24 protein-coding genes are annotated in these 23,911 nt (G+C 37.7%); 13 read left to right on the top strand and 11 right to left on the bottom strand.

All coding sequences use genetic code 11. The features are described 5' to 3' along the window. Window positions 1-12 precede the first annotated feature (12 nt). Entirely contained in the window at window positions 13-1,251 is a 1,239-nt protein-coding gene (locus AC1PJ9_RS16440) for an SGNH/GDSL hydrolase family protein (protein WP_311087832.1), read from the bottom strand. 111 nt (window positions 1,252-1,362) lie between these two features. Here AC1PJ9_RS16440 and AC1PJ9_RS16435 point away from each other — a divergent pair, with 111 nt between their 5' ends. Further along, window positions 1,363-2,268: a LysR family transcriptional regulator gene (locus AC1PJ9_RS16435; protein ID WP_311087831.1), complete on the top strand. Its 906-nt coding sequence runs from the start codon at window positions 1,363-1,365 to the stop codon at window positions 2,266-2,268. A 4-nt stretch (window positions 2,269-2,272) separates the two neighbouring features. On the opposite strand, the gene AC1PJ9_RS16430 is transcribed toward AC1PJ9_RS16435, so the two are convergent. Then, on the bottom strand, window positions 2,273-2,560 hold the full coding sequence (locus AC1PJ9_RS16430; protein ID WP_263613470.1) for a hypothetical protein: 288 nt from the start codon (window positions 2,558-2,560) through the stop codon (window positions 2,273-2,275). A gap of 970 nt (window positions 2,561-3,530) precedes the next feature. Between AC1PJ9_RS16430 and AC1PJ9_RS16425 the strand changes: the two genes are divergently transcribed. Both AC1PJ9_RS16425 and AC1PJ9_RS16420 read left to right on the top strand, forming a co-directional pair. Then, window positions 3,531-3,677 (top strand): hypothetical protein, encoded by a 147-nt coding sequence (locus tag AC1PJ9_RS16425; protein ID WP_263613471.1) that lies wholly within the window; start codon window positions 3,531-3,533, stop codon window positions 3,675-3,677. 242 nt (window positions 3,678-3,919) lie between these two features. Then, entirely contained in the window at window positions 3,920-4,369 is a 450-nt protein-coding gene (locus AC1PJ9_RS16420; RefSeq protein ID WP_263613472.1) for a hypothetical protein, read from the top strand. Between the two features lie 234 nt (window positions 4,370-4,603). On the opposite strand, the gene surA1 is transcribed toward AC1PJ9_RS16420, so the two are convergent. From surA1 to AC1PJ9_RS16405, 3 genes are all read right to left on the bottom strand, one after another. Next, on the bottom strand, window positions 4,604-4,921 hold the full coding sequence (surA1, locus tag AC1PJ9_RS16415) for a surface antigen protein 1 (RefSeq protein WP_000132044.1): 318 nt from the start codon (window positions 4,919-4,921) through the stop codon (window positions 4,604-4,606). 104 nt (window positions 4,922-5,025) lie between these two features. Next, window positions 5,026-5,232 (bottom strand): hypothetical protein, encoded by a 207-nt coding sequence (locus AC1PJ9_RS16410; RefSeq protein ID WP_263613473.1) that lies wholly within the window; start codon window positions 5,230-5,232, stop codon window positions 5,026-5,028. A 285-nt stretch (window positions 5,233-5,517) separates the two neighbouring features. After that, window positions 5,518-5,997, bottom strand: a complete 480-nt coding sequence (locus AC1PJ9_RS16405) for a CinA family protein (RefSeq protein ID WP_263613474.1) — start codon at window positions 5,995-5,997, stop codon at window positions 5,518-5,520. A 315-nt stretch (window positions 5,998-6,312) separates the two neighbouring features. Here AC1PJ9_RS16405 and AC1PJ9_RS16400 point away from each other — a divergent pair, with 315 nt between their 5' ends. Further along, window positions 6,313-7,722: an iron-containing redox enzyme family protein gene (locus AC1PJ9_RS16400; RefSeq protein WP_263613475.1), complete on the top strand. Its 1,410-nt coding sequence runs from the start codon at window positions 6,313-6,315 to the stop codon at window positions 7,720-7,722. Window positions 7,723-7,775: 53 nt separating this feature from the next. Continuing rightward, window positions 7,776-9,920 (top strand): catalase HPII, encoded by a 2,145-nt coding sequence (gene katE / locus AC1PJ9_RS16395; protein ID WP_263613476.1) that lies wholly within the window; start codon window positions 7,776-7,778, stop codon window positions 9,918-9,920. Window positions 9,921-9,975: 55 nt separating this feature from the next. Here the strand turns inward: katE and AC1PJ9_RS16390 are convergent, their stop codons facing one another. Both AC1PJ9_RS16390 and AC1PJ9_RS16385 read right to left on the bottom strand, forming a co-directional pair. Beyond that, window positions 9,976-10,854: an SDR family oxidoreductase gene (locus AC1PJ9_RS16390; protein WP_151819196.1), complete on the bottom strand. Its 879-nt coding sequence runs from the start codon at window positions 10,852-10,854 to the stop codon at window positions 9,976-9,978. Between the two features lie 140 nt (window positions 10,855-10,994). Further along, on the bottom strand, window positions 10,995-11,405 hold the full coding sequence (locus AC1PJ9_RS16385; RefSeq protein ID WP_263613477.1) for a DUF6367 family protein: 411 nt from the start codon (window positions 11,403-11,405) through the stop codon (window positions 10,995-10,997). Window positions 11,406-11,891: 486 nt separating this feature from the next. Between AC1PJ9_RS16385 and AC1PJ9_RS16380 the strand changes: the two genes are divergently transcribed. Next, on the top strand, window positions 11,892-13,115 hold the full coding sequence (locus AC1PJ9_RS16380; RefSeq protein WP_263613478.1) for a KGG domain-containing protein: 1,224 nt from the start codon (window positions 11,892-11,894) through the stop codon (window positions 13,113-13,115). 63 nt (window positions 13,116-13,178) lie between these two features. Here AC1PJ9_RS16380 and AC1PJ9_RS16375 read toward each other — a convergent pair whose 3' ends face one another. Then, window positions 13,179-13,415, bottom strand: coding sequence for a hypothetical protein (locus AC1PJ9_RS16375; RefSeq protein ID WP_191014963.1), 237 nt, complete (start codon window positions 13,413-13,415; stop codon window positions 13,179-13,181). Between the two features lie 283 nt (window positions 13,416-13,698). On the opposite strand from AC1PJ9_RS16375, the gene AC1PJ9_RS16370 reads away from it, so the two are divergent. Then, on the top strand, window positions 13,699-14,310 hold the full coding sequence (locus tag AC1PJ9_RS16370; RefSeq protein ID WP_263613479.1) for a LexA family protein: 612 nt from the start codon (window positions 13,699-13,701) through the stop codon (window positions 14,308-14,310). Window positions 14,311-14,380: 70 nt separating this feature from the next. Here the strand turns inward: AC1PJ9_RS16370 and AC1PJ9_RS16365 are convergent, their stop codons facing one another. Then, a complete protein-coding gene (locus AC1PJ9_RS16365) occupies window positions 14,381-14,992 on the bottom strand; it encodes a LysE family translocator (protein WP_199999692.1) in 612 nt (203 codons plus the stop codon). Window positions 14,993-15,148: 156 nt separating this feature from the next. On the opposite strand from AC1PJ9_RS16365, the gene AC1PJ9_RS16360 reads away from it, so the two are divergent. Beyond that, window positions 15,149-15,604: an Lrp/AsnC family transcriptional regulator gene (locus AC1PJ9_RS16360; protein WP_000376211.1), complete on the top strand. Its 456-nt coding sequence runs from the start codon at window positions 15,149-15,151 to the stop codon at window positions 15,602-15,604. 57 nt (window positions 15,605-15,661) lie between these two features. Here the strand turns inward: AC1PJ9_RS16360 and AC1PJ9_RS16355 are convergent, their stop codons facing one another. After that, window positions 15,662-17,278, bottom strand: a complete 1,617-nt coding sequence (locus AC1PJ9_RS16355) for a purine-cytosine permease family protein (protein WP_002114289.1) — start codon at window positions 17,276-17,278, stop codon at window positions 15,662-15,664. A 195-nt stretch (window positions 17,279-17,473) separates the two neighbouring features. On the opposite strand from AC1PJ9_RS16355, the gene AC1PJ9_RS16350 reads away from it, so the two are divergent. The 3 genes from AC1PJ9_RS16350 to AC1PJ9_RS16340 all read left to right on the top strand — a co-directional run bounded on the left by AC1PJ9_RS16350 (window position 17,474) and on the right by AC1PJ9_RS16340 (window position 22,321). Next, entirely contained in the window at window positions 17,474-20,938 is a 3,465-nt protein-coding gene (locus AC1PJ9_RS16350) for a hybrid sensor histidine kinase/response regulator (protein WP_311087830.1), read from the top strand. After that, window positions 20,935-21,894, top strand: a complete 960-nt coding sequence (locus AC1PJ9_RS16345; RefSeq protein ID WP_311087829.1) for a response regulator — start codon at window positions 20,935-20,937, stop codon at window positions 21,892-21,894. Before AC1PJ9_RS16350 ends, AC1PJ9_RS16345 begins: the two co-directional genes overlap by 4 nt. 142 nt (window positions 21,895-22,036) lie before the next feature. Continuing rightward, window positions 22,037-22,321, top strand: a complete 285-nt coding sequence (locus AC1PJ9_RS16340) for a GNAT family N-acetyltransferase (protein ID WP_032052218.1) — start codon at window positions 22,037-22,039, stop codon at window positions 22,319-22,321. Between the two features lie 95 nt (window positions 22,322-22,416). Here the strand turns inward: AC1PJ9_RS16340 and AC1PJ9_RS16335 are convergent, their stop codons facing one another. Further along, on the bottom strand, window positions 22,417-22,530 hold the full coding sequence (locus AC1PJ9_RS16335; protein ID WP_206232905.1) for a hypothetical protein: 114 nt from the start codon (window positions 22,528-22,530) through the stop codon (window positions 22,417-22,419). A gap of 64 nt (window positions 22,531-22,594) precedes the next feature. Here AC1PJ9_RS16335 and AC1PJ9_RS16330 point away from each other — a divergent pair, with 64 nt between their 5' ends. Further along, window positions 22,595-23,254, top strand: coding sequence for an amino acid ABC transporter permease (locus AC1PJ9_RS16330; protein WP_001104464.1), 660 nt, complete (start codon window positions 22,595-22,597; stop codon window positions 23,252-23,254). Beyond that, window positions 23,244-23,909 (top strand): amino acid ABC transporter permease, encoded by a 666-nt coding sequence (locus AC1PJ9_RS16325; protein WP_000418069.1) that lies wholly within the window; start codon window positions 23,244-23,246, stop codon window positions 23,907-23,909. Before AC1PJ9_RS16330 ends, AC1PJ9_RS16325 begins: the two co-directional genes overlap by 11 nt. Window positions 23,910-23,911 lie beyond the last annotated feature (2 nt).

Genomic DNA, 23,911 nt, shown 5'->3' with positions numbered 1-23,911 from the left:
ATGGAGCAATTATTAATTTTTAATAATCTGGTCTAACTGTACCAATTCAGCCATATGCTGATTGCCGCGATCATTAGGATGTAAATGATCTCCTGAATCATAAATTGGATTTAACCGGTTGGGATGTATTGGATCTTTTAAACCTTCATCAAGATCAAGTACATCATCAAATGTTTTACTGGTTCTCATCCAGTGGTTAATGCGCTGACGTAATTCATCTTTATTAGGTTGGTAATAATTATCTAAAGGTGTATTGGGTAAAGCGCCTGCAAAGGGAAGTAACGTCGCCCCAATCACTTGAATGCCTTGCTCATGAGCTTCCTTTACAACACGTTTATAACCCTCGGTTAATGCTTCAAAAGACGGTATTTGTTGTTTAGGTGCAAAAGCTGTACCGGGCCATGAAATATCATTAATACCAACTAAAACAATTAAAGTTTTAACGCCTGAATATTGAAATATCTCACTGTTTAAACGTTTTAAAACGCTATCACCCATACCATCGGTAAGTAATCGATTTCCTGAAATACCATTATTAACTACGGCCACACGATGTACAGATAAACGTTTCGCTAAAAAATCGGTCCATCTCGTATTTGCATCTAAGGTTGCAGTCGCCCCATCGGTAATTGAGTCTCCAATAACAGCAACCACCTGAGCTTTCTCTTTGGGTTTTACCTCTATTGCAGACAGTAATAACCGTGCCGTCGTTGTTTTGGCATCGGTTGGCGTAGTTAAATTTGTTGTCTGATTTCCAGCAATGATCCAACTGGTTTGTTTCGCATCCCAATGGAAAGTTTTAAACGTTGTTGGTTTTTGAATAAAGCTATTTACCACCAATTGAGCATGATCGGGTACAGGCACCTGAATTGGATCACTTATGAGTTGTTTGCCGGGTAAAATTCTTGCTTTAAGTTGACCAGAAAAATAAACGGGATAGGTGCTCTTAGATTTTAGAGTTGCTGCGTTCGCTAAACCAATCGTTGTTTGATCAATATAAAGTGGCTGTTTACCATATTGATTGGTAAAAACGAGCCGAACAGCCTCACCGCCCAAACTAATTTTGCTCATTTGTCTAATAGTCTGATTAGATACTTGCTCTGGAATGAGTGTTGGAAAAACGAAGTCTTTATTCCAGACTTTTTGAGGACTCGCAGACCAAGTGGTAATCCACTGGTGCTTTGGTACTTCAGCTTGTGTAACGCTTGTAAATAAAGCCAAAGAAAATAGGGTGGCTTGATAAAGTTTCATCTCGTGAACTCTTTAAAATAAATTAAAGATATCTTGAAATAAATGGATGCCTTGTTATAGCGGGCTAAGCGGAATAAGATTTGTGAATACAATTCATAAATAGATTTTGTTATGGCTTATTTTGATATAAATCGATCTGGCGAGTTGGCAATTTTTATACGTGTGGTCGAGCTTGGAAGTTTTTCAGCCGTAGCAAGGGCATGTGATATGACGCCGTCTGCGGTAAGTAAGTTAATTTCTCGTTTAGAAAAAAGACTTGGTGTCAGGTTATTGAACCGTTCAACACGTCAGTTCCAGCTTACGAGTGAAGGATGCCAGTTTTATGAGCAAGGTCTTCAAATACTCAATAATTTAGATGAACTTGAACAATCCGTTACCGCAAATCATATACCGCAAGGGCGAATTAGAATCCATACCAGTCTTTCATATTGGACTCACTTTTTATTACCGTGTATTTCTTTATTTAATCAACGCTACCCACAAATTGAGTTAGAGGCTCATTTGAGTGACGAAGTCATTAATTTGGTTGAGCAAAGAATTGATGTTGCAATTCGGACAGGACCATTAAAAAGTTCCAATTTGGTGGCTCGCTCACTCGGTAGTACGAATAAAGTTTATGTATGTTCACCCGCATACATTGAACAGCATGGTTGCCCCGAACATCCAGATGAACTGCATGAACATCAGCTTTTAGATGTAAGTTATCAGCGCCAGAACAAAACTTGGCTATATAAAAAAGCAGATCAGGAAATTAACCTAACACCCTCTAGAGTTTTAAAAGTAAACCACGGTGAAGCAATTTTACAGTTGGCACTGGCCGGTGTTGGTATTGCTCAACTTAATGAATTTCAAGTTCAAAATGCATTACAGCAGAAACAACTCGTTAAAATTCTTGAAGACTGGAATACTCATGCTTCTGAAGAGTTTCATGCTGTTTGGATTGGTCATGATAAATATGTCCCTAATCGTGTACGTGTATTTTTAGATTTTTTGGTAGAACATGCTCCTATACGTTAGTTCACTATTTTCTTGCGCTAAATTGGCACTGTTGCATTGTTTTATTCATGGTTTCTACAAAATTCATTTTGGTATCAATATTCTGTAAACTCACTTTAGGTAAGCTTTCTACAAACTGCGGTGAATAGTGCTGCTCTAACGAGTTATAAATACAATTGCACTGTGAAAGGTCATGTCCCGCCCACACACAACGCGTATTAAATTCATTTTTACTCATCGGTCTACAGCCCATTAGATTTAAAACACTGATTGTAAGAAGGCTCACCAAAACAAAACGATAGAGAAAAAACATTATTGTTACTCTGCATAGGTTGTTGTTATCGTTAAGTGATGTTGATAGAAGTTCTAATCTTTATGATGTGGTATTTTGAATACATAAAACTTTTGATCCCAACTTATATAGATGGGTAGGCAAAAGTATTAAGTAAACAACTTTTGAACTCTATATAAGGTTTTTTATTTTAGAGGGGTGAGTAGAGTGATCTCTAAAAAATGCCTGAATAAATAAAAGACGTCGAATATAAGTAAGATCAATAAGAGAATGTAAAAAATATAGAAAAATAGTCATGAGTGACTCCTTGATTAAAAGAAGTTACGCCCACTCATTGCTAATCATTATGGTGGTGAAACGAAAGGGGGTTAGCAGACTGATACCTAAGAAACCAGCACACCCGAAGGTGTCCCACTCTCGTTCCTCCATCAAAGGCACGAGGGGCTTCACACCAAAAAACATGTTTTTAGTGCACTTAGGTAGACGGTCTGCTAAAACCGACTGACAAAATTTGTCAGCGCGAGCATCATAAGCTGAGCATTAGAGTGGGTCAATTGCAAAAATAAAAGATTGATTTATATAACTTGATATAAATATTTACCTGTTTTTATTTAGAAAATAGAAAAATTAAAAAATATTATATGACTATAACTAATTTTTATTTTACTGGTGGTGTCGTTTTTTAATCATATATATCAAATATTTATTAATTGTTTATTTATATAGTATATCAATGCCGTTAATTAGATGTGTTGTTTGGCTAAACTATTTAATAATTCGATTTTTATAATTTGGGCTATGGAGTATATCCACCGCGTGCCAAAAAATAACCAAAATTTCAATTGCAAGAAATATAATTTTATTAATCATATTTTAGGGTTTTTACATAAGCTTGCATAATCTACAAAAGTTAAGAGAACCACTGCGGTAGGCCAACATAAGATAATGTTATTCATAAACCTACATTTTAATATTTATAAAGGTGATCTAAATGGTAAGAATCTTTTGTGCAGTGAGTATGGTGCTTGCAATTGCTATGGGTATGAGTGCTTGCCAAGACCGCAATTCAAGAAATGATGGAATGCATGAAGCAAGTGATCCGGCAGCACCTCATGATATGAATAGAAACTCACAATAATTAGTTTTTCTTAAAAAGCCCACTTGTTAAGTGGGCTTTTTCTATAGGTATTTTATCTAGGAAAGAAAGCATATTAAAAATCAAATACATGAAAATATAATATTAATCAATTAATTATATTAAATTTGTGGTCTGGGGTGCTAGTGTTTCTGAATTGTTGTAAACTAAATGTATCTTTTCAAAAAGTTAATAAAAAAACACAATAGTTTACTTATATTCATCCAAAATTCATTTTAGTAATAATGAACTATAAAGGTAAGGATACGCCCCAATATTTAAAAATAGCTGAGAAAATATATCAAAATGTTAAAGAAAAAAAAGGGTTTACGGATGAACCGATGGAAGATCTTAACAATTTGATGATTGAGCTCAGACATGAAATTAAGGGGACACAGCTTAAGCTTTTATATAATTATATTGATTTCGCTGAGCTGTTAATTAAACCTTTACAAGAGTCAAAAATTAAATTGGATTTAAGTCTTATTCCTAAAAGTAAGAATACACAGGAGTTTGTACTTTGGCTTGCTGGTTTTATTGAGCGGATTACAACGGGTGGGCAAGAGAAATTACCTCCAATTCAGGCCAAAATTACTTTACCAGCATATGCTTATGAGGAAACTTATCCTTTACAGAAAAAGCCGGTAAATAATGGCGAAGAAATAATTGAATATTTTAAGAAAAATCAAAATTGATTTTAACGAAAACCTGACTTGATGATTTAAGTCAGGTTTTTATTTTGATAAGCCAGTAATTATGGATATTCAAGGAGACATGTATGTTTGTGTGTTTTACAGATGGTACTTACATTAACGATTCTGAGATTTATAGCGTAAAAGCAAAACGCGAGCAAAACAAAAACAATAAAAAAAGCCTATTTCCCAGGGCCAATAGGAAATAAGCTTATAGCTTTGGACCGTTTGAGGACGTTAAATATCATCCCATGCATCTTTAATGGCTTGTTTCGCGTGTTCCCATTTTAAGCGAGACTCAGCTTTGAGTTCTTCCCATTTTTGCTGCAAACTACCTTCCATGTCTTCAAACTGAGTTCCTTCCTTAGATTCAGAACGAGCCCGATGACCAAGTTCATAAGCAGCAGAAAAATCACGATCATAATCTAAATCTGGTGTTGTTAATTGTGCTTCTTGGTAATAAGGACGGGTAAGATAGCTTTCACGCCAGCGAGAGTCAGAATAGTTATGATCGCCAGCTACTAATTGAGCATGATCTGTATTTTGATCTGTCATCAGAATTCCCTCATATTTTATTGAATTTTATGCTTATATTAGATTTAGGAAGGTGAATTCACCTTCCTAAATGATCGACCGCATCAAAGAACAACTACAAACAATTAACGTTGTTGGTTGTTATTTGAATTTTGTTGGCCAGAATCTTTTTGGTTAGATCCTTGTTGTTGGCCGCGGTTATCATTTTGCTGTTGCTGCTGATTATTGCGTTGTTGATTGTCTTGTTGCTGTTGGTTGTTACGAGAGTCATTTTGCTGTTGTTGCTGTTGCTGATTATTGCGTTGATTTGCTTGATTATTAGTAGTGCTCATTTTTAATTACCTCATATCAATTATGACGATGTGTTTTATCTGATAGCTTCAGATAGGGTTATTAAAACATGTAGCTTTTAAATGTGTAGGGTAGGGGTGTTACCCTATATTTAAATGTAAATTTAAAAACTATTAATTTTAAATAACTTGCTGATTTTTAGTGAATGTGATTTTTAGTCATAAACATTATTAATATGAATGTTTAAAAAATTACATTTCAGAACATAATATTTAAGAAAGATAATAAATATTTCCAAATGTATATTTGTTAACTTTTTATATAATTTAAGAGGCTTTTTCATCTAGTATAATAAGTTTTATATCTTGAGTAATATAGTACGTCAACTTTCTAAGTTTTAAAAAGGCTGGTCCTTTTAAAACACGTCTAAAATTATAAAAATTGTTTTTATAATATATTGAATAAAAGAACGTTCCTACAGGTTTTTCCTCTGTTTCAGATCCTCCTTTTTTTAAGAGACCTGTGCAGGCAACATACAGATCAGCATGCAAAAGTTCTTTTCCTTTATTAATCATTTCAACAGTCACTTGCATCGATTCAGCTGTATATTTTTCAATAAGTTGCTCTGAAATGTGTAGGGTGTTTTCCTTTACACGAAGGTCATAACTTACCAGACTACCTATAAGAATATCTCCGGAATAAGGACTCAAAGAGAAACGATAAGCAAGATAGCCAGCAGAAGCGCTTTCAAAAAAAGCAATTTTAATTTTTTCATCTGCTAATAATTTGCAACATGAATTAAACATTTTAATTCTCCATTTAATTGTTTTTAAAATGTTATAAAACTATTTAACTGTTTGCTTTGTTATTTTTTTAATGTTTATAATTTTGATGGTGAAATTAATGTAAATTTAGATTAAGTTTTGCAAATTTTATATAAAAACAGCAGCTTAAATAATTCTAAAAGTTTAAATGTAATTTTGCGTTAATTTGTATATCTTTGAATTTTTTTGATTTATGTGGTTTGTCTTAATTTTTAATAACGCAAAATAACAAACTTAAAACTTGATTATAGTTCGGGTGACGTATGGTAATTGATATCTCACAAACGGAGAATGAAAATGCCTGTTGTAGTGAAAAAAAGATTATTAGACTTATTACAAGATAATCAACATAATTATTATGAATTATTCGTTTTTTTCCTTGATCCTGATGTTTCGAGTTTTGAGAAAGAGAAAAAGGCAAGAGATTTTCTGATTAAAGAGATTGAAAAATTAGAGATGAAGGAAATAGATTTTCCTTCAGATATCAATTCGATTAAAACATGGTGTGAGAACGATAATAAAAAAAATTGTCAGGAATTTCAGGCATATTTAAACCGTAGGCAAGCTGGTCAAGATAGAGAGTATTTTCAGAATGTTGCTCAGGCGTTTGAATTTCTCATAAAAGTATCGCCGACTAAAAAGGTCGATGGTGCATGGTTATATAGCTCAGTGCATTATTGGAATGATCCAGTCTTTCATGAGCTCATTATTACTTATTTGGAAGAACTTGGTTTAGGTGAACCGAAAGCGAACCATGTCTGTATTTATGATGATCTTTTACGTAGTCTTGGACTCGACAGTTTCGATTTGCTTTTAGAAGACGAATACTATCATCAAGCAGTCGTTCAGCTAGCACTAGGGTATGCACCACCTGAGTTTATTCCTGAGATGGTTGGTTTTAATTTAGGATATGAACAGCTTCCACTGCATCTTTTAATTTCAAATTATGAGCTTGCCGAATTAGGCATTGATTCTAAATATTTTAATCTACATATCACCATTGATAACATTGACAATGGCCATGCCCATAAAGCCATTAAAGTTATTGAAGATATTTACAACAAATACAGAGATAAAGAGCTTTTCTTTACCAAGTTAAAACAGGGTTTTGCCTTGAATAGCCGTGGTGAATCTTCCTCAAATATTATCAAGAATTTAAGTCTTGAAGACTTTGTTCATAAAATTTTGAAAAGAAAAGCACTTGTTGGGCAGTTAATTCATAACGAAACCAGACAGTTTGGCTGCAAAACCATTAATCAGTGGCTATCAAACCCTGATGATATTGCAGGTTTGATCACTCATTTAACTGAACAGAAATGGATTAAGTTTAATACCGACCCTGAACAGAGCGTGTTCTGGCGGATGATTAATGAAGAAAATGGAAAAATGTTTGGGGTGTTTAACCCTGTAGAGCGCCAAATTATTCATGACTGGATTGCTAGTAGTGATCATTCTTCTAACTTCTTGGCATACAGCAGAGAACTAAAAAATAGCCAGCGTATTCAGGACTATTTATTTAGCTATATCTCTGATGGCGAGCTTGATGCACTGCAAGAGCGCGTGCTGCAATCAAGCGATCTTGCAATAAAAATATGCAAACTTACCCCATTTCTAGCCCCCGATTCTCATCATAAAAGTATTGGTCTTTGGAGTACTCGTAAATACGTAGAACTTCTTTTTCCTTATTTAGGTACGTTTAAAAACTAGTTTGATAAACGTTTTCAACTTCAACCCCAAGTTTAACTTTCAAAACATAGGTAATGGACATGAACGACAAAACTAAATTAACTAATAAAACAAGTGAAATGGCTGGCGCCGATGCAGCAAATAAAGCCAATACTACCCAGAAAACTGAACAGTTAGACACCGTAAGAGATGATGCAACCAATGAGGCATTAACCACCAATCAGGGAGTTAAAATAGCGGATAACCAAAATAGCTTAAGAGCGGGTATTCGTGGCTCAACTTTATTGGAAGATTTCATTTTAAGAGAAAAAATCACCCACTTTGACCATGAGCGTATACCTGAGCGTATTGTGCATGCACGTGGTGTAGGGGCACATGGTTATTTTCAGGCATATGAAGGAAATGAACGTTTAACCAAAGCTGGTTTTTTAACAGACCCAACTATTCAGACGCCTATTTTTGTACGTTTTTCAACAGTGCAAGGACCACGTGGTTCAGCCGACACTGTCCGTGATATTCGTGGTTTTGCAATTAAGTTTTATACCCAAGAAGGTAACTTTGACTTAGTGGGAAATAACGCACCTGTCTTTTTTGTGCAAGACGGGATTAAGTTTCCGGACTTTGTGCATGCAGTAAAACCTGAACCCGATACAGAAATCCCGACGGGTGCAACTGCGCATGACACTTTCTGGGATTTTGTGTCTTTAGTTCCTGAGTCTGCACATGCAGTAATTTGGGCAATGTCAGATCGTGCGATTCCACGTAACTTACGTTCAATCCAAGGGTTTGGTGTGCATACGTTCCGTTTAATTAATGCTGACGGTAAATCACATTTTGTGAAATTTCACTGGACACCAAAACAAGGTTTGAGTGCGCTGGTATGGGATGAAGCTCAAAAACTTGCAGGTAAAGACCCTGATTTCCACCGTCGTGATCTTTATGAAGCAATTGAGCAAGGTTTTTATCCAGAATGGGAACTCGGCGTGCAGATTGTTGAAGAAGAAGATGAAATGAACTTTGACTTCGATTTATTGGACCCAACCAAAATTATTCCTGAAGAATTAGTTCCTGTTACGCCAATTGGCCGATTTGTTTTAAATAGAAATGTCGATAACTTCTTTGCTGAAACAGAGCAGGTGGCTTTCTGTCCAGGTCATGTAGTACCTGGTATCGATTTTACAGATGACCCACTTTTACAAGCCCGTCTATTTTCATACACAGATACCCAATTAAGCCGTTTAGGTGGACCAAACTTCCACCAAATTCCGATTAACAAACCAGTGTGTCCATTCCATAACAATCAACGTGATGGCATTCATCAACATACTATTCATAAAGGCCAAGCCTCATATCAACCAAACTCAATTGATGGAAATTGGCCAGTCGAAACTCCACCAGCGGCTTCAAATGGTGGTTTTGAAAGTTATCCTGAAAAAATCAGCGGACATAAACTCCGTCAAAGAAGTGAGACATTCTCTGACTATTTTTCACAGCCTCGACTTTATTACAAAAGCCTTGCACCGCATGAGCAAAAGCACGTGGTCGATGCCTATACTTTTGAGTTAAGTAAAGTTCAAAGAAAACATATTCGTGAACGCCAAGTTCAACAAATTTTGGCAAATATTGACCTTGATTTGGCACGTCAAGTCGGTGCGAACCTAGGTATTGAAGTGCCTGACTTAACCCTAAACTATAAGAAAACAGCAGTTGAAAAATCTGCCAAGTTATCTCTTTTAGCTTTCCCACCTGATGATATTCAAGGTAGAAAAGTTGCTGTACTTATTCATAATCTTGTGAAGTCAGATACACTTGAAGCTATTAAAAATTGGGCGATTAAAGAAGGTGTGGTTGTTCATTTACTAGCGCCGAGCTTGGCTCCAGTAAAAGACCATAAAGACAACATTATTGTAGCTGATGGTATGCAAATGGCTGAACCTTCAATTGCTTATGATGCTGTAATTGTTCCAGATGGCGATAATTTAAATGCAGTAATGCAAGATGGGGTAGCACGCCATTATGTACTCGAAGCTTATAAGCATTTAAAACCCATTGCATTTTTAGGTAATAAATCTGATTTGCTTGAGCCACTTGGTTTGGTTGCCGATGAAGGAACTTTAATAGAAGATGAGTTCCAGCATATTGCGGAAAAATTTAAAAATCTGATAAAAGCTCATCGTGTTTGGTCACGAGAACAAATAGCCGCACACGTACCGGCTTAAATAAAAAAGCCCTGAAAGCTTCAACTTTCAGGGCTTTTTCAAATCATGTTAGTGCTTAGCCATTAACGATTTGTCCACCGTTTACATGAATAACCTGACCTGTAATATAACTTGCATCGTCTGAGGCAAGGAAAAGGTAAGCAGGGGCGACTTCACTTGGCTGACCCATTCGACCCATTGGGGTATCTTTACCAAATTTTTCGACGGTTTCCGCATCGAAACTACTTGGAATGAGAGGAGTCCAAATTGGCCCTGGCGCAACCCCATTTACACGAATCCCTTTTTTCTGTTTCATTAAATTGTTCGATAAGCTACGAGTAAAAGAGGTGATCGCACCTTTAGTACTTGCATAATCAATGAGCTCATCATGACCTTGATAGCTGGTAATACTGGTGGTGTTAATAATAGTATCGCCTTCTTCCATATAAGGAATCGCTTCTTTGGTTAAATAAAACATGGCAAAAATATTTGTTTTAAATGTCTTTTCTAATTGCTCATTACTAATACTTTCAATTTCTTTTTGCTGATATTGAACACCAGCATTATTTACTAAGATATTAATTTTACCGAAGTGCTGTAAAACTTTATCAATATTCTGTTTGGCAAGGTCTGCATCGGAAATATCACCTTTTAATAAAAGACAATGTTGTCCTTCCTTTTCAACGAGCTGTTTGGTGATTTCGGCATCTTGATCTTCTTCGAGATACAGTACAGCAACATCGGCACCTTCGCGAGCAAACAACACGGCAACGGAACGGCCTATACCACTATCACCACCACTAATCACAGCAACTTTACCTTTTAGTTTCTCACTACCTTTATGCGATGCTTTAATAATTTCTGGTTCAGGATGCATCTTCTCCTGATCACCTGGTTGATGAGGTTGAACTTGTGCAGGAACTGCAGATGGATACTCATTTGTTGTATTTTCCATGTCTAGACTACCTCTATTTAAATTTTAGTCCCTCTATAGTGATTAATTTGCACGTGAATATGAGTAAATAGTCTTTTTTAAAAAGTTGACTTTGTTATTTTATATATAAGGATGTAAAAAAATATAACATTGAGAGTTTATTAAGTAATATCTAATAATTTAACCTTATTTTTATCAATCATACTTTCAATAATAGATCGGTTGCCTGTGTCATTTAACCAATTCTCTATAGGTATATAATTAGATAAATCTAAAATTTCTTTTATTAAAGTTTCTGCTTCTACTATTTTTTTTAAGTTGTATTTATTTTTATTGTTTTTGGAAGCTACTTTATCTACTAGCTCTTTTATATCCTCTTTTTCAATATCTTTTGATTTAATAATATATAAGTCTCTTTGGAAAGGGTGACTTGCATGAGGCGGGTCTAATCTGTAGCTCCATTCTTGGTTATAATTCTGCCAAGAGTTTTTAATCCGTATATTACCAAGTAAAATTTCAGGTACAGAAATATGAATATATTGTAGCGTTGGCTGTGTTTGAGTTAATTGCATGATTCATTTCTCATAAATATTATATGTTAATTTTAAATCTTGATTTTGTTCGCTCAAGTGAATTGTTTTTAGAAAAGTAATCATTTATGTTATTGTTTTTAAATAATTTTAATTGTATTTTTGATTTGTTTCTTCAAGATAGAAGATGTTTTTGTTTTTTATTGATTTGTACATTCTGAAAGTTTATGTTATTTAAAATGGATTTTTAAATGTATTTGTAAAAATATATTGTTATGTAGGTTTGAGTAATAATAAGTATGATGAGTATTTAAAAGGTAAAAGTGCATAATAATTTATAAATATTTTAATTGATAAAATCTTTATTTAAATAATCATCTTAGTGTATTTATCTCTATTTTAATTTATATACATTTAAAAAGATTGAAACATAGCATCGGTATAAAAATATTCTAAATCTCTTATCTTAAATTTATCCGTTAAGTAAAAGCGGTAGCGACTATAATTTTAATATAGGAAGATATAACTATGGCTAATACTAGATATGAAGATCAAGATAACAATAGTTCAGGTACTTCAAATCGTGGATTTGCAAGTATGGATCCTGAAAGAGTCAGAGAAATAGCCAGTAAAGGTGGGCGTGCTGCGCATGCAAGTGGCAATGCACATGAATTTACTTCAGAAGAAGCTCGTGAAGCTGGACGAGCTGCACATGCCAGTGGTAACGCACATGAATTTACCTCAGAAGAGGCTCGTGAAGCTGGTGCTTTAAGTCATAAGAATGATGATCGTAATGGTCGTGGTCGCAGCCGTTATGACGACGACGAAGATGATGACCGCGGTCGTTCAGGTGGTCGAGGCCGCAGCCGCAGCCGTTATGATGACGACGAAGATGATGATCGTGGCGGCCGTTCAAGTGGCCGAGGACGTGGTCGCAGCCGCGATGATGACGATGAAGATGATGATCGCGGTCGTTCAGGTGGTCGAGGCCGTGGCCGTAGCCGTTATGATGACGATGAAGATGATGATCGTGGCGGCCGTTCAAGTGGCCGAGGACGTGGTCGCAGCCGTTATGACGACGATGAAGATGATGATCGCGGCGGCCGTTCAGGTGGTCGAGGCCGTGGCCGTAGCCGTTATGATGACGACGAAGATGATGATCGTGGCCGTTCAGGTGGCCGAGGTCGTGGTCGCAGCCGCGATGACGACGATGAAGATGATGATCGCGGCCGTTCAGGTGGTCGAGGCCGTGGCCGTAACCGTTATGATGACGACGAAGATGATGATCGTGGCCGTTCAAGTGGCCGAGGTCGTGGTCGCAGTCGTGATGACGACGATGAAGATGATGATCGTGGCCGTTCAAGTAGCCGAGGTCGTGGCCGTAGCCGTTATGACGACGACGAAGACGAAGATGATGATCGTGGTCGTTCTGGTGGCCGAGGTCGTGGCCGCAGCCGTCGTGATGACGACGATGAGGATGATGATCGCGGTCGTTCAAGTGGCCGAGGCCGTGGCCGTAGCCGTTATGACGATGACGAAGATGATGATCGTGGCCGTTCAAGTGGCCGAGGCCGTGGTCGCAGCCGTGATGACGACGATGAAGATGATGATCGTGGCCGTTCAAGTAGCCGAGGTCGTGGTCGTAGCCGTTATGATGACGATGACGACGATGATCGCCGTGGCCGTTCAGATGGTCGTGGACAAAACTCTCGTAATCAAAAACGCGATGCGTATGGACGCTTTACGTCTTAAGCAGACAGTTTTTGAGAATAAAGGAGGCATTATGCCTCCTTTATTTTTATAATTTTTATAAACTTACGAATGAGTAAGAGGCTGTAAACCTTTTACAATATCTGTAAATTCTGAGCCATTTATCCAAAAAGATTTCTTTAAAAATAGTGTCGTCATAATACTTTCGGCTGCTTCACTTTCCGGATTTTCACAGAAAATTCCATAGCTTTCGCCTAATACCGCATCATTTTCAATAAGACGGATAAAGTAAGCATGTTGTTCATTTGCATAACCTAAAACTGCATCACGTTGATTTTTCATTTCGCATGTCTCCATACCAAAAAACTGAATCTAACTCATATTTAAGTGTTCAGAGTTTCATTTGATAAAAATCAAAACAGTCAGTAATAAGGACTATTTCACAATAGGTTTTGATTCTCTTCAAATTGCCATTTCGTTTTAGCATCCCTGTTAAAAGCAAAATGGATTAAAATCTGATCATGAAATTTATTGTTATGCAAAAAAAATATTTCGTCAACTTGAAAATGTAACTTTTTCAAGTTACATTGTTTGTGTAGGATTTGAACGGTGAGATGGAGGCGGTATGCCAAAGAAAAAAGAATTCGAGCATGGCGGTGCACGGGAAAATGCCGGCCGTAAAGCACAGTTCAATGAACCTACCAAAGTGATTCGTGTTCCCGAGTCTCAAGTTAACTTTATCAAAAATTGGTTACTGAATAATGTCAAAACCAATAATTTAACCGACTTTAACTCAAAACTTAATGTTCAACAGGTTCACCCGAATAACGATAAAATTTACCACATTCCTTTAGCAACAGAACGTGTTGCGGCAGGTTTTCCTTCGCCTGCACAAGATGATATTGAGCAAGCACTCGATTTAAATGAATATTTAATTAGAAATGAAAATGCCACGTTTATTGTCAAAGCCAATTCATTGTCCATGCTAGACGCTGGAATTGATATTAATGATCCGCTTATTGTGGACCGTAGTATTCCCGCTAAATCGGGTGATATTGTAATTGCACTCATCGATAATGATTTCACTGTTAAGCGCTTAATGATTGATAGTCAATTTAAGCCGCCTAAAGTTTGGCTAAAAGCGGAAAATCCTGATTATCAAAATATTTATATTGAAGAGGGGCAAGAACTGGTGATTTGGGGAGTGGTGACTTATAACCTCAAACGAATGAGATAAATTTTTCTTATATTTTACTATTTAAGTTACTGACCTGAAATGGAGGCCAGTAACTTTTGTTGAATGACTTTTAAATTTGCCCAATCAATAAACATGTTGCGATAACAACCATCAAGCCACCCGAAAAACGGCCAACTAATTGAGCTGCTTGAGGTCTGGTTTTCAAAATAGCTTCTGAACCATAACCCACCATTAGGTAAATAATTGCGCAGCTAATCATGTGAACAATACCAAAGGCAAGAATTTGTGTTGTCACTGACCATGAAGCAGTAGTGTCAATAAATTGAGGAAGCAACGCTAAAAAGAGTAAGAAAACCTTCGGGTTTAATCCACTTACATAAACGCCTTTAGTTGCCCAGCTTAACCATGACTGAGCTTTTTCAGAACCAGACTCGTTCGGAGTTGGAGGGACAAGTAATAAGTTTATTCCCATCCATAGCAAATAAGCAGAACCTGCAATTGTTAGGATCATGAGTGCAGTTGGATTATTTGCTACAAGCAGCCCAACACCAGCCGCTACCAATAAAATCGTAATAAAGTGCCCAAATAGCATACCTGCAACAGCTGGTACAACGACTTTGCCTTTAATGCCTGCCGAAATGGCATAGGCCCAGTCTGCCCCTGGCGTAATAATAAAAAGAATGGAGACACTCCAAAATGCAATAAAAATGTTAAAAGCCATATGCTTATCTCGGCAAACTATTTTCCAAAGGTTTCGCTCGTGGTTTAGAAAAAATCCCTATTTATTCGAGCTTGTTGAAAATAATATGCTCATATATTTAGAATGTGCTTTTAAATGTTTGCTCATATCACACTCATTTGGGGTAAATTTTTCTAAATGGATCGCACAGATAAAAAGATTCTTGCTGAATTGCAATTAAATGGCCGATTATCTATCACTGAATTGGCAGAAAAAGTCGGTTTGAGCATTTCACCTTGTCACAGACGAGTGAAGGCTTTAGAAGAGTCGGGAGCTATCAAAGGCTATCGGGCAGAACTTGATCCGAATTTAGTCGGTTTTGAATTTTCAGCGATTGTTTTTATTACGCTTAAAGAAGGTGATAAACAGGCCGTCGAGAAGTTTGAAAATGCAGTGATAGACATCCCGCAAATTATTCAGGCTCAGCGTTTGTTTGGTGAGCCAGATTACTTGTTGCATGTGGTGGCTAAAGATTTACCGGCTTTTCAGCGTTTGTACGATGAAAAATTATCAGCTATTCCAAGTGTGCAACGACTCATCTCAACCATTGTGATGAAAGATGTAGTGCCTGAACGTTTATTTCCGATTGGCTAAGAATCATCAGATATAAAAAAAGAAGCTTTAAAGCTTCTTTTTTAGTTTCGAGAGTATTTAAGCGTCGAGTGTTTTACATAAAGAACAGATCGTGCCGTTATGTTTGTGAGAGAACATAATATCTGGACGCTCGTAGCCTTGCTCACATACGCGGCAGTGGTAAACAGTTGCTACAGGAGTACCTTCAGCATCGTAACGTGGTTCTTTAATGCCGTCATCGTGTGACTTGATGTAGTATTTTCCTTTGGTTAATAAGCCCATGATTGGTGTTAATACAAAGGCAAGTACAAGTGCGATAAGCGGTGAGTAAGGCGCCAAGAAACTACCAAGTAAGCCGAAGAATGCTGCAATTGATAGGCCTGCTGATACAAGGAACGCAACCATACCGACAGGGTTTACGTTGTAGAGCATGTCACGGCGATATTCTGGTTCTTTCGGTGAAAGTTTTAAAACATATTTGTTAATTGAAATATCTGTTGCAACAACTACAACCCAAGCAATCGCAAAGTTTGAATAGAACCCTAAGATTTTACCCAATACCGCAAACATGTTGCCTTCCATTAAAGCAAGCGCAATTGCCAAGTTCACCATCACAAAGACAATACGACCCGGATAATGTTTGCTAATACGAGTGTAGGCACTTGTCCATGCAAGGGAACCAGAGTACGCATTGGTCACATTAATTTTAATTTGAGAAATAACCACCAAAATCACTGCAAGTGTTAAAGCAGCCCAGCCCGGAAGCATGTCATGAAACGCTGCATTAAACTGTTGAACAGGTTCAGTGCTGTTTACGCCCGGTATTTTAGTAAGTAAATAGAACCCTAAAAATGCCCCAATAATTTGTTTAATTGCGCCTAAAATCACCCAGCCCGGACCTGCTGAAATAACCGCTGCCCACCATGCTTTGCTATTTTCTTTTGTTTTAGCAGGCATGAAGCGTAAATAGTCAATTTGCTCACCAATTTGCATGATGAGCGATAAACATATACCAGCCCCCAGCATGATTGCTGCCATGTCTACGGTTGCAAAACCTTCGTTACCTGTGAAAGTTGCAAACTGGCTGACTAAGGTAGGTTCTTGATAAATCAGATAGGCCACAGGACCAATCATCAGAACGAGCCAAAGCGGGGTAGTCCAGACTTGTAATTTACTTAAGGCTTTCATGCCGTAAATCACCAGCGGAATGACCATAACGGTTGAGATGAGGTAACCAGCCCAAAGCGGAATGCCTAAACCGAGTAATAAGCCTTGCGCCATGATTGAACCTTCAAGGGCAAAGAAAATAAATGTGAAACTGGCGAAAATGATACTGGTCAGGACCGAACCGATATAACCAAAACCTGCACCGCGGGTAATCAAGTCAAGATCGATGTTATAGCGCGCTGCGTAGTAGGCTAAAGGAATGCCGGTTAAGAAGATAATAATCGCTGCAAATAGAATGGAGAAAACAGCATTGGTTGTTCCGTAAGACATACCAATACTGGCACCAATAGAAAAGTCAGCAAGATAGGCAATACCACCAAGAGCAGTAATAGCGACAACTTTGGGACTCCAGCGCCGAAAGCTGTGTGGAGCATAACGTAAAGTATAATCTTCCAAGGTTTCATTCACTGCTTTTTGTGAATCTGTACCTTGCACAGTGTCCAGATTTGGATGTTCAGATACACTCATAACATCAATCTCCCAATCATTTTCGGTCAATCAACACAAATATTGATCATTGTTTTTTGATGTTTTTGAGTGTGTGATTTTTGGGAAAAATTGAAAATACGTTATTTTGCGTATATATGCGTATTTGAGAAAATCGCCATGATAAATGACTTTTGGCATAAGGATTGCTGGGTTTAATGCAGCCACATCCGAAACATGAGTGTTATGCCAGATTCTTCACGCCCCCAACAAGCGCCACAACGTGTGATCAAAACACGCCGTGAATATAATATTTGGGTGGCAGATGAAAGTATCGAAGATTATGCGCTCCGCTATGCACCTACCTCAGTAAGAAAATGGTCACCTTGGACTGTTACCAATACCGCAATTTCAACAGTCAGCTTTTTGGCGATGGAAGCCATTGGGGCGACCATGCTTTGGCAGTATGGCTTTAGCAATGCAGTCTGGGCAGCAATTGTCGTATGTACCATTATATTTTTAACCAGTTGGCCGATTAGTTACTACGCCGCAAAATATAATGTAGATGTTGATCTGCTTACTCGTGGTGCAGGTTTTGGCTACATTGGCTCGACCATTACATCTCTAATTTATGCCAGCTTTACCTTTATTCTGCTTGCCTTTGAAGCTGCAATTATGGCGATGGCACTTGAGCTTGCATTAGGCATTCCGCAAGTTATTGGTTACTTAATTTCTGCCTTAGTGATTTTGCCTTTAGTGGTCAAAGGCATTGGTTTTATTAATAAAGTTCAGGCAATCACTCAGCCAATCTGGCTTTTACTGCTGTTATTACCGTGGTTTTTTGTACTTTGGAAACAACCACAAATTTTAAGTAGTAGCTTGCATTTTGTTGGGGCGGTTTCAAACTCAACCGATTTTAATCTGTATTACTTTGGTGCGGCGTGCACTCTTATTTTTTCATTTGTGATCCAAATTGGTGAGCAAGCCGACTATTTACGTTTCTTACCGCAAAAAGAAAAGAATAGAACTGCATGGTGTTTTGCCGTTTTTCTAGGTGGGCCATCTTGGATTATTTTCGGATTTCTAAAAGTTTTGATGGGCATGCTGCTGATGGTGTTGGCTTTTCAGTTGTTTATTCCTGTCTCTGAACTAGATAATCCGACTTATTTATATTGGGTTGCCTATCAACAATTTATTCCAAACCCTCAGCTAGCGTTAATATTGACTTTAGCACTGGTTTGCTTGGCGCAAATTAAAATTAATATGACCAATGCTTACGCTGGCTCATTGGCATGGTCAAACTTTTTTGCCCGTTTAACTCACAGTCATCCGGGGCGAATTGTCTGGCTTCTTTTTAACGTTTTTATTGCCATTGTTTTGATGGAAATGGGCATTAGCCATGCGGTTGAACGCATTTTGGGACTATATAGCAATATCGCTTTGGCATGGATTGGCGCCGTTGTTGCCGATTTAATTATCTGTAAGCCTTTAGGTCTAAGCCCGAAAGGAATTGAATTTCGCCGTGCTTATTTATATGACATTAACCCCGTAGGTGTGGGTGCCTTACTGATTGCTTCAGTGTTATCGATGCTTAGTTATTTGGGCTTTTTTGGACTCATGGCAAAAGGTTTGGCGAGTTTTATTGCTCTGGGGAGTGCTGTGTTATGCGTTCCTGTTATTGCTTACCTAACCAAAGGCAAATATTACATTGCACGTCAGCCTGAAAAAATTCAGGCGACTTCGGTTGCTACCTGTGTGGTATGTGAAAGGGACTATGAAATCGCTGATATGGCGGGTTGCCCAGCCTATAACGGTACGATTTGCTCTCTATGCTGTTCACTTGAAGCACGCTGCCACGATTTATGTAAACCCGATGCACGTTGGTCAGTACAACTTAAAAAAGCTATTTGGCACTATTTACCAGAACGTTGGGCGAGCCGTTTAAATAGCAGGGTCAGTTTATATTTATTACTGACTTTAGGGCTGTCGATCGTTTTGGCAGTGAGTTTAAGTCTGGTTTATATCCAAGAAAAAACCTATTTAGAAACAATCAATGCGGCAGCCGTTCCACAGCTCTTTACACTGTTTGTGAAAATTTACACCATTTTATTTTTATTGATGAGTGTTGCTGCATGGTGGTTAGTGTTAAACGATGAAAGCCGACGTAATGCCGAAATCGAAACACATCAGCAAACAGCATTATTGATTGATGAAATTGCTGCCCATGAAGTCACTTCAAAAGACTTACAAGATGCCAGAATTTCAGCAGAACGGGCAAATGATGCAAAAAGCCGTTATGTCATTGGCATTAGTCACGAACTAAGAACGCCTCTAAATAGTATTTTAGGCTATAGCCAATTACTTCAAAAACAAGAGCAGCTTTCAGAACAAGGCAAAATGGCGCTCGGGGTGATTAGCCGTAGTGGGCAGCATTTGACTTCACTCATTGACGGATTACTAGATTTAGCACGAATTGAAACAGGTAAAATTTCTTTAAATGTAGTGGACGTTCATTTCCCAAATTTCATTGAACAGATTATTCAAATGTTCCAGCCGCAGTTTGAACAGAAGAATTTACAGTTTGTTTATGAAATTGGAGATAACCTGCCGCACTATGTCCGTACCGACAAAAAACGCTTAGAGCAAGTGCTCATCAATTTGCTGGGTAATGCTTTAAAATTTACGACGAGTGGCACAATTACTTTGAAAGTCGAGTACCGATTTCAAACAGCATATTTTGAAATTAGAGATACGGGCTGTGGTATTGCCGAGGCCGATTTAGAGCGTATCTTTAACCCGTTTGAACGGGGCAGCAATGTAGTGCAAGGTGGATTTACCGGAACAGGGCTAGGCCTACCCATTGTAAAATTGTTGGTCGATTTACTCGGTGGACAGCTATCTGTGACTAGTCAGCTCAATCAGGGTTCACAATTTAAGATTAAGTTTTACTTACCTTCAAAAGAAGTAGTTCATCCAATTTCTAATGTCTACTCCAACCAAATTACGGGTTATCAAGGCGAGCGTAAACGAATTTTGGTTGTCGATAATGAAGCTGTGGACCGAGGTTTAGTTGCTAATTTTCTCAAACCTATAGGATTTATGATTGAAGAAGCCGAGTCGGGTATTGATTGTCTAAGACGTGTACCTATTTTTCAGCCTAATCTGATTTTGATGGATTTAAATATGCCTTTGATGGGCGGGTGGGAAACAGCTCGGTTATTACGTCAAAATAATATTACCAATGTGCCGATCTTAATTATTTCGGCCAATGCAGGAGAGCGCGAAGTCAATCCACAAGATGCCGTCTTAAGTGAGGACTTTATATTAAAACCAATCGACCTCAATTTGTTGCTGAGTAAAATTGGAGATAAGTTGGGCTTGGTGTGGATTGATTTTAAATTGGAAGCACACCTTGAAAATAATGAAGTTCAAGCATTGGATATAAACATGTTTAAGCAAGAGCAAGCTACTGTTCATACACCAATCCAACAACCGGAAAATAATGAGCTGCTCGATTTGCCGCAAAGCTTACAACAGTTAAATGACTTGATTGGACAGGGGTACATTCGTGGAATTCAACAGACTTTAACGCAATGTCGTCAAAATTTTCCAACGCATAACGAGTTATGGGAACAGCTTGAACAGGCGATTCAAAAATTTGATTTAAAACACGCCCAACGATTAATTCAGGATAAGCAATGAGTACGCAACATGTTTCTTTTCAGCAAGCTTCGCCAAACGAGCAGGCTGTTATTCTGATTGTGGATGATGTGCCGGAAAATTTAGGTTTGCTACATGAAAGTCTGGATCAGGCCGGTTATCGCGTGCTTGTCACAACCGATGGATTGAGTGCAATTGAAATTGCACACCGATGCTTACCGGATATGATTTTGCTTGATGGCAATATGCCGCATATGGACGGTTTTGAAAGTTGCATACAGCTTAAAGCGAGTCCAATTACGCAGTTTATTCCCGTCATTTTTATGACAGGTTTGTCTGAGACAGAACATATTGTGCGTGGTTTTCAGGTCGGCGGGGTGGACTATGTAACCAAGCCTTTGAATATTGAAGAAGTATTAGCAAGGGTAAAAACACATTTGGCACATGCCAAACTATTGCAACAACAGAAACAGGTAATTGATGCAACGGAAACAGCCATTCTTGCGCTAGATGTTCACGGTAAAATTGTTTGGAAAACCCAAAAAGCCAGTGATTTACTGAATCAATATTTACCTGAATTAGAGGGCTTTGAAGCAGGCTTAAAAGCTTGGTTTTCAGACTTAGAAAATGAAAAAGACCCTAAAAAATTAACCAGCTGTTCTTATTCAACGCCATCCCAGCAATTACAGCTTTTATTGCTTACGCCGTGGCAAACTGAACCAAGTGTGGCAAAAAATTATCTGATACAGATTAAGACTTCTACGCCGGCTTTGGAAATGGCTGATATTTTGAAATATTGCCCACAGTTGACTCAACGTGAGGCAGAAGTCATGCACTGGTTATTGTTAGGGAAAACCAATAAAGATATTGCAGAAATATTGGAGCTTAGCCCACGGACCGTGAACAAGCATTTAGAACATGTTTTTGAAAAACTTTGCGTTGAAAATCGAACTGCTGCCGTGGCGCACATTAATAGTTTGGTGCAAGAGTTTCACTAATTTAATTGACGATTGTATTTAAAAAGCATACAGACTCACTGCTAAAAATAGTCTATTTTTTTACACTTAAATTTGTTCTTATAGATAAAGATATATAAAGTCATTTTTAAATAAATACGATTTGTAATATGAGGAATTCATTGTGAATATTCAACAAAAAGATGATGCAAAACACGGCAGCTTTAGCTTACTTGATGATGAAACTGTTGCAGGCGAAATGACTTATACATGGGCAGGCGAAGGCATGCTGATTATTGATGCTACAGATGTAAATGAAAGTTATCGGGGACAAGGCGTAGGTCGCCAATTACTTGATGCTTTGGTGGCTTTTGTTCGTGAAAAAGACGTAAAAGTAATTCCGCTTTGCCCATATGCTAAATCGGTTTTTGATAAAGACCCAAGCATTGGTGATGTACTTAGAAAGTAAGCAATAGATTAAAAATCATTTAATAGGAATCGGGCGTTAGTGTCCGATTTTTTTATTCATCTTTGTTTTAGTGAATATGTTTTAAGCGGTTGTCTTCAACTGATTTTAAGGTTTTCGATTGGCAGATCGAATTTATCAAACTTATAGAAAAGCTTATCTAATAAAAATAGTTTTAGACCAATTGGGAAAAAAATAAACTCGTTACACAAATATTTAATGGCTGATGAAAGCTAAATATTTATAACGTTTTAATATTATTTTTTGGAATTTTCCTTGAACTGGCAGTATATCCATAGTGTGTTGCCGCAATTTTTCTCTGCAACTTTGACCACGCTGAAAATTTCAATTATCAGCATTATTTTGGCAATTATTGTAGGGCTGATTTGCAGCATTTTAATCACATATCGCGTGCGGGTGCTAAATAGAATTGCCCAGTTCTATATTGAGTTATCTCGAAATACCCCTTTATTAATTCAACTGTTCTTTTTGTATTACGGTTTGCCAAAACTCGGTATCAAAATTGATGGTTTTGCTTGTGGTGTGATCGGACTGACCTTCTTAGGTGGAAGCTATATGGCCGAAGCTTTCCGAGCAGGTTTGCAGTCGGTGGCCAAAGGGCAGATTGACTCAGCAAAAAGTATTGGTCTAAAACCGACTCAAATTTTTAGATATGTCATTTTCCCTCAAGCGCTTGCCATTTCAATTCCGGCAATAGGGGCAAATTGCCTATTTCTAATTAAAGAAAGTTCTGTGGTTAGTGCCATTGCTGTTGTTGAGCTGCTTTTTGTCACCAAAGACTTAATTGGTATGGACTATAAAACTACCGAAGCTTTGTTTTTACTCATCATGGCTTATCTGATTATTTTATTGCCTGTGTCTATTTTAACCAGTTATCTGGAGCACAGAAGTCGGAAGGTGAGCCATGGAACTTGATTATCTATTTCAAGCGAGTCATCTCGAACGTTTAATGTGGGGACTTTGGGCGACTGCAAAAATCGCTTTTATTTCAGTGTTTTTTTCTGCAATTTTCGGCACAGTTTTCGGTGTCATTATGACTTCTAAAAATATAGTCGTTAAATCGCTGTGCCGTCTGTATTTAGAAGCCATCCGAATCATTCCAATTTTAGTTTTGCTGTTTGTGTTTTATTTCGGCTTTGCGACATGGTTTAACTGGCAGTTTTCTGCAATGTGGGTGTGTATTGTTGTGTTTGTTTTATGGGGTACGGCAGAAATGGGCGATTTGGTTCGTGCTGCCATTACTTCAATTGATCAACATCAACGTGATTCGGCCTATGCGCTTGGACTAACTCATGTTCAAGCTTTGGTGTATGTCATTTTTCCGCAAAGTCTAAAACGAGTAACACCAGGCGCGATTAATTTATTTACCCGAATGGTGAAAACCAGCTCTTTGGCAGTCCTGATTGGTGTGGTTGAAGTCATTAAAGTTGGCCAGCAAATTATTGAAAATTCGCTGTTGACCGTGCCGAGCGCTTCTCTTTGGATTTATGGCTTTATTTTTATTTTGTATTTTCTGATTTGCTATCCCTTATCTCGTTTGGCGGCACATTTAGAAAAGGTCTGGGAGTAATT

It is taken from the genome of Acinetobacter sp. 70_2 (assembly GCF_056736115.1).
Note: the sequence above shows the minus strand (reverse complement) of the source record. Positions and strands in the feature narration are given on the sequence as shown.

What these genes read in the sequence shown, in the direction of transcription:
- AC1PJ9_RS16440 (WP_311087832.1), bottom strand. Translation starts at nt 1,251, where the DNA reads ATGAAACTTTATCAAGCCACCCTATTTTCTTTGGCTTTATTTACAAGC.
- AC1PJ9_RS16435 (WP_311087831.1), top strand. Translation starts at nt 1,363, where the DNA reads ATGGCTTATTTTGATATAAATCGATCTGGCGAGTTGGCAATTTTTATA.
- AC1PJ9_RS16430 (WP_263613470.1), bottom strand. Translation starts at nt 2,560, where the DNA reads ATGTTTTTTCTCTATCGTTTTGTTTTGGTGAGCCTTCTTACAATCAGT.
- AC1PJ9_RS16425 (WP_263613471.1), top strand. Translation starts at nt 3,531, where the DNA reads ATGGTAAGAATCTTTTGTGCAGTGAGTATGGTGCTTGCAATTGCTATG.
- AC1PJ9_RS16420 (WP_263613472.1), top strand. Translation starts at nt 3,920, where the DNA reads ATGAACTATAAAGGTAAGGATACGCCCCAATATTTAAAAATAGCTGAG.
- surA1 (WP_000132044.1), bottom strand. Translation starts at nt 4,921, where the DNA reads ATGACAGATCAAAATACAGATCATGCTCAATTAGTAGCTGGCGATCAT.
- AC1PJ9_RS16410 (WP_263613473.1), bottom strand. Translation starts at nt 5,232, where the DNA reads ATGAGCACTACTAATAATCAAGCAAATCAACGCAATAATCAGCAACAG.
- AC1PJ9_RS16405 (WP_263613474.1), bottom strand. Translation starts at nt 5,997, where the DNA reads ATGTTTAATTCATGTTGCAAATTATTAGCAGATGAAAAAATTAAAATT.
- AC1PJ9_RS16400 (WP_263613475.1), top strand. Translation starts at nt 6,313, where the DNA reads ATGCCTGTTGTAGTGAAAAAAAGATTATTAGACTTATTACAAGATAAT.
- katE (WP_263613476.1), top strand. Translation starts at nt 7,776, where the DNA reads ATGGACATGAACGACAAAACTAAATTAACTAATAAAACAAGTGAAATG.
- AC1PJ9_RS16390 (WP_151819196.1), bottom strand. Translation starts at nt 10,854, where the DNA reads ATGGAAAATACAACAAATGAGTATCCATCTGCAGTTCCTGCACAAGTT.
- AC1PJ9_RS16385 (WP_263613477.1), bottom strand. Translation starts at nt 11,405, where the DNA reads ATGCAATTAACTCAAACACAGCCAACGCTACAATATATTCATATTTCT.
- AC1PJ9_RS16380 (WP_263613478.1), top strand. Translation starts at nt 11,892, where the DNA reads ATGGCTAATACTAGATATGAAGATCAAGATAACAATAGTTCAGGTACT.
- AC1PJ9_RS16375 (WP_191014963.1), bottom strand. Translation starts at nt 13,415, where the DNA reads ATGAAAAATCAACGTGATGCAGTTTTAGGTTATGCAAATGAACAACAT.
- AC1PJ9_RS16370 (WP_263613479.1), top strand. Translation starts at nt 13,699, where the DNA reads ATGCCAAAGAAAAAAGAATTCGAGCATGGCGGTGCACGGGAAAATGCC.
- AC1PJ9_RS16365 (WP_199999692.1), bottom strand. Translation starts at nt 14,992, where the DNA reads ATGGCTTTTAACATTTTTATTGCATTTTGGAGTGTCTCCATTCTTTTT.
- AC1PJ9_RS16360 (WP_000376211.1), top strand. Translation starts at nt 15,149, where the DNA reads ATGGATCGCACAGATAAAAAGATTCTTGCTGAATTGCAATTAAATGGC.
- AC1PJ9_RS16355 (WP_002114289.1), bottom strand. Translation starts at nt 17,278, where the DNA reads ATGAGTGTATCTGAACATCCAAATCTGGACACTGTGCAAGGTACAGAT.
- AC1PJ9_RS16350 (WP_311087830.1), top strand. Translation starts at nt 17,474, where the DNA reads ATGAGTGTTATGCCAGATTCTTCACGCCCCCAACAAGCGCCACAACGT.
- AC1PJ9_RS16345 (WP_311087829.1), top strand. Translation starts at nt 20,935, where the DNA reads ATGAGTACGCAACATGTTTCTTTTCAGCAAGCTTCGCCAAACGAGCAG.
- AC1PJ9_RS16325 (WP_000418069.1), top strand. Translation starts at nt 23,244, where the DNA reads ATGGAACTTGATTATCTATTTCAAGCGAGTCATCTCGAACGTTTAATG.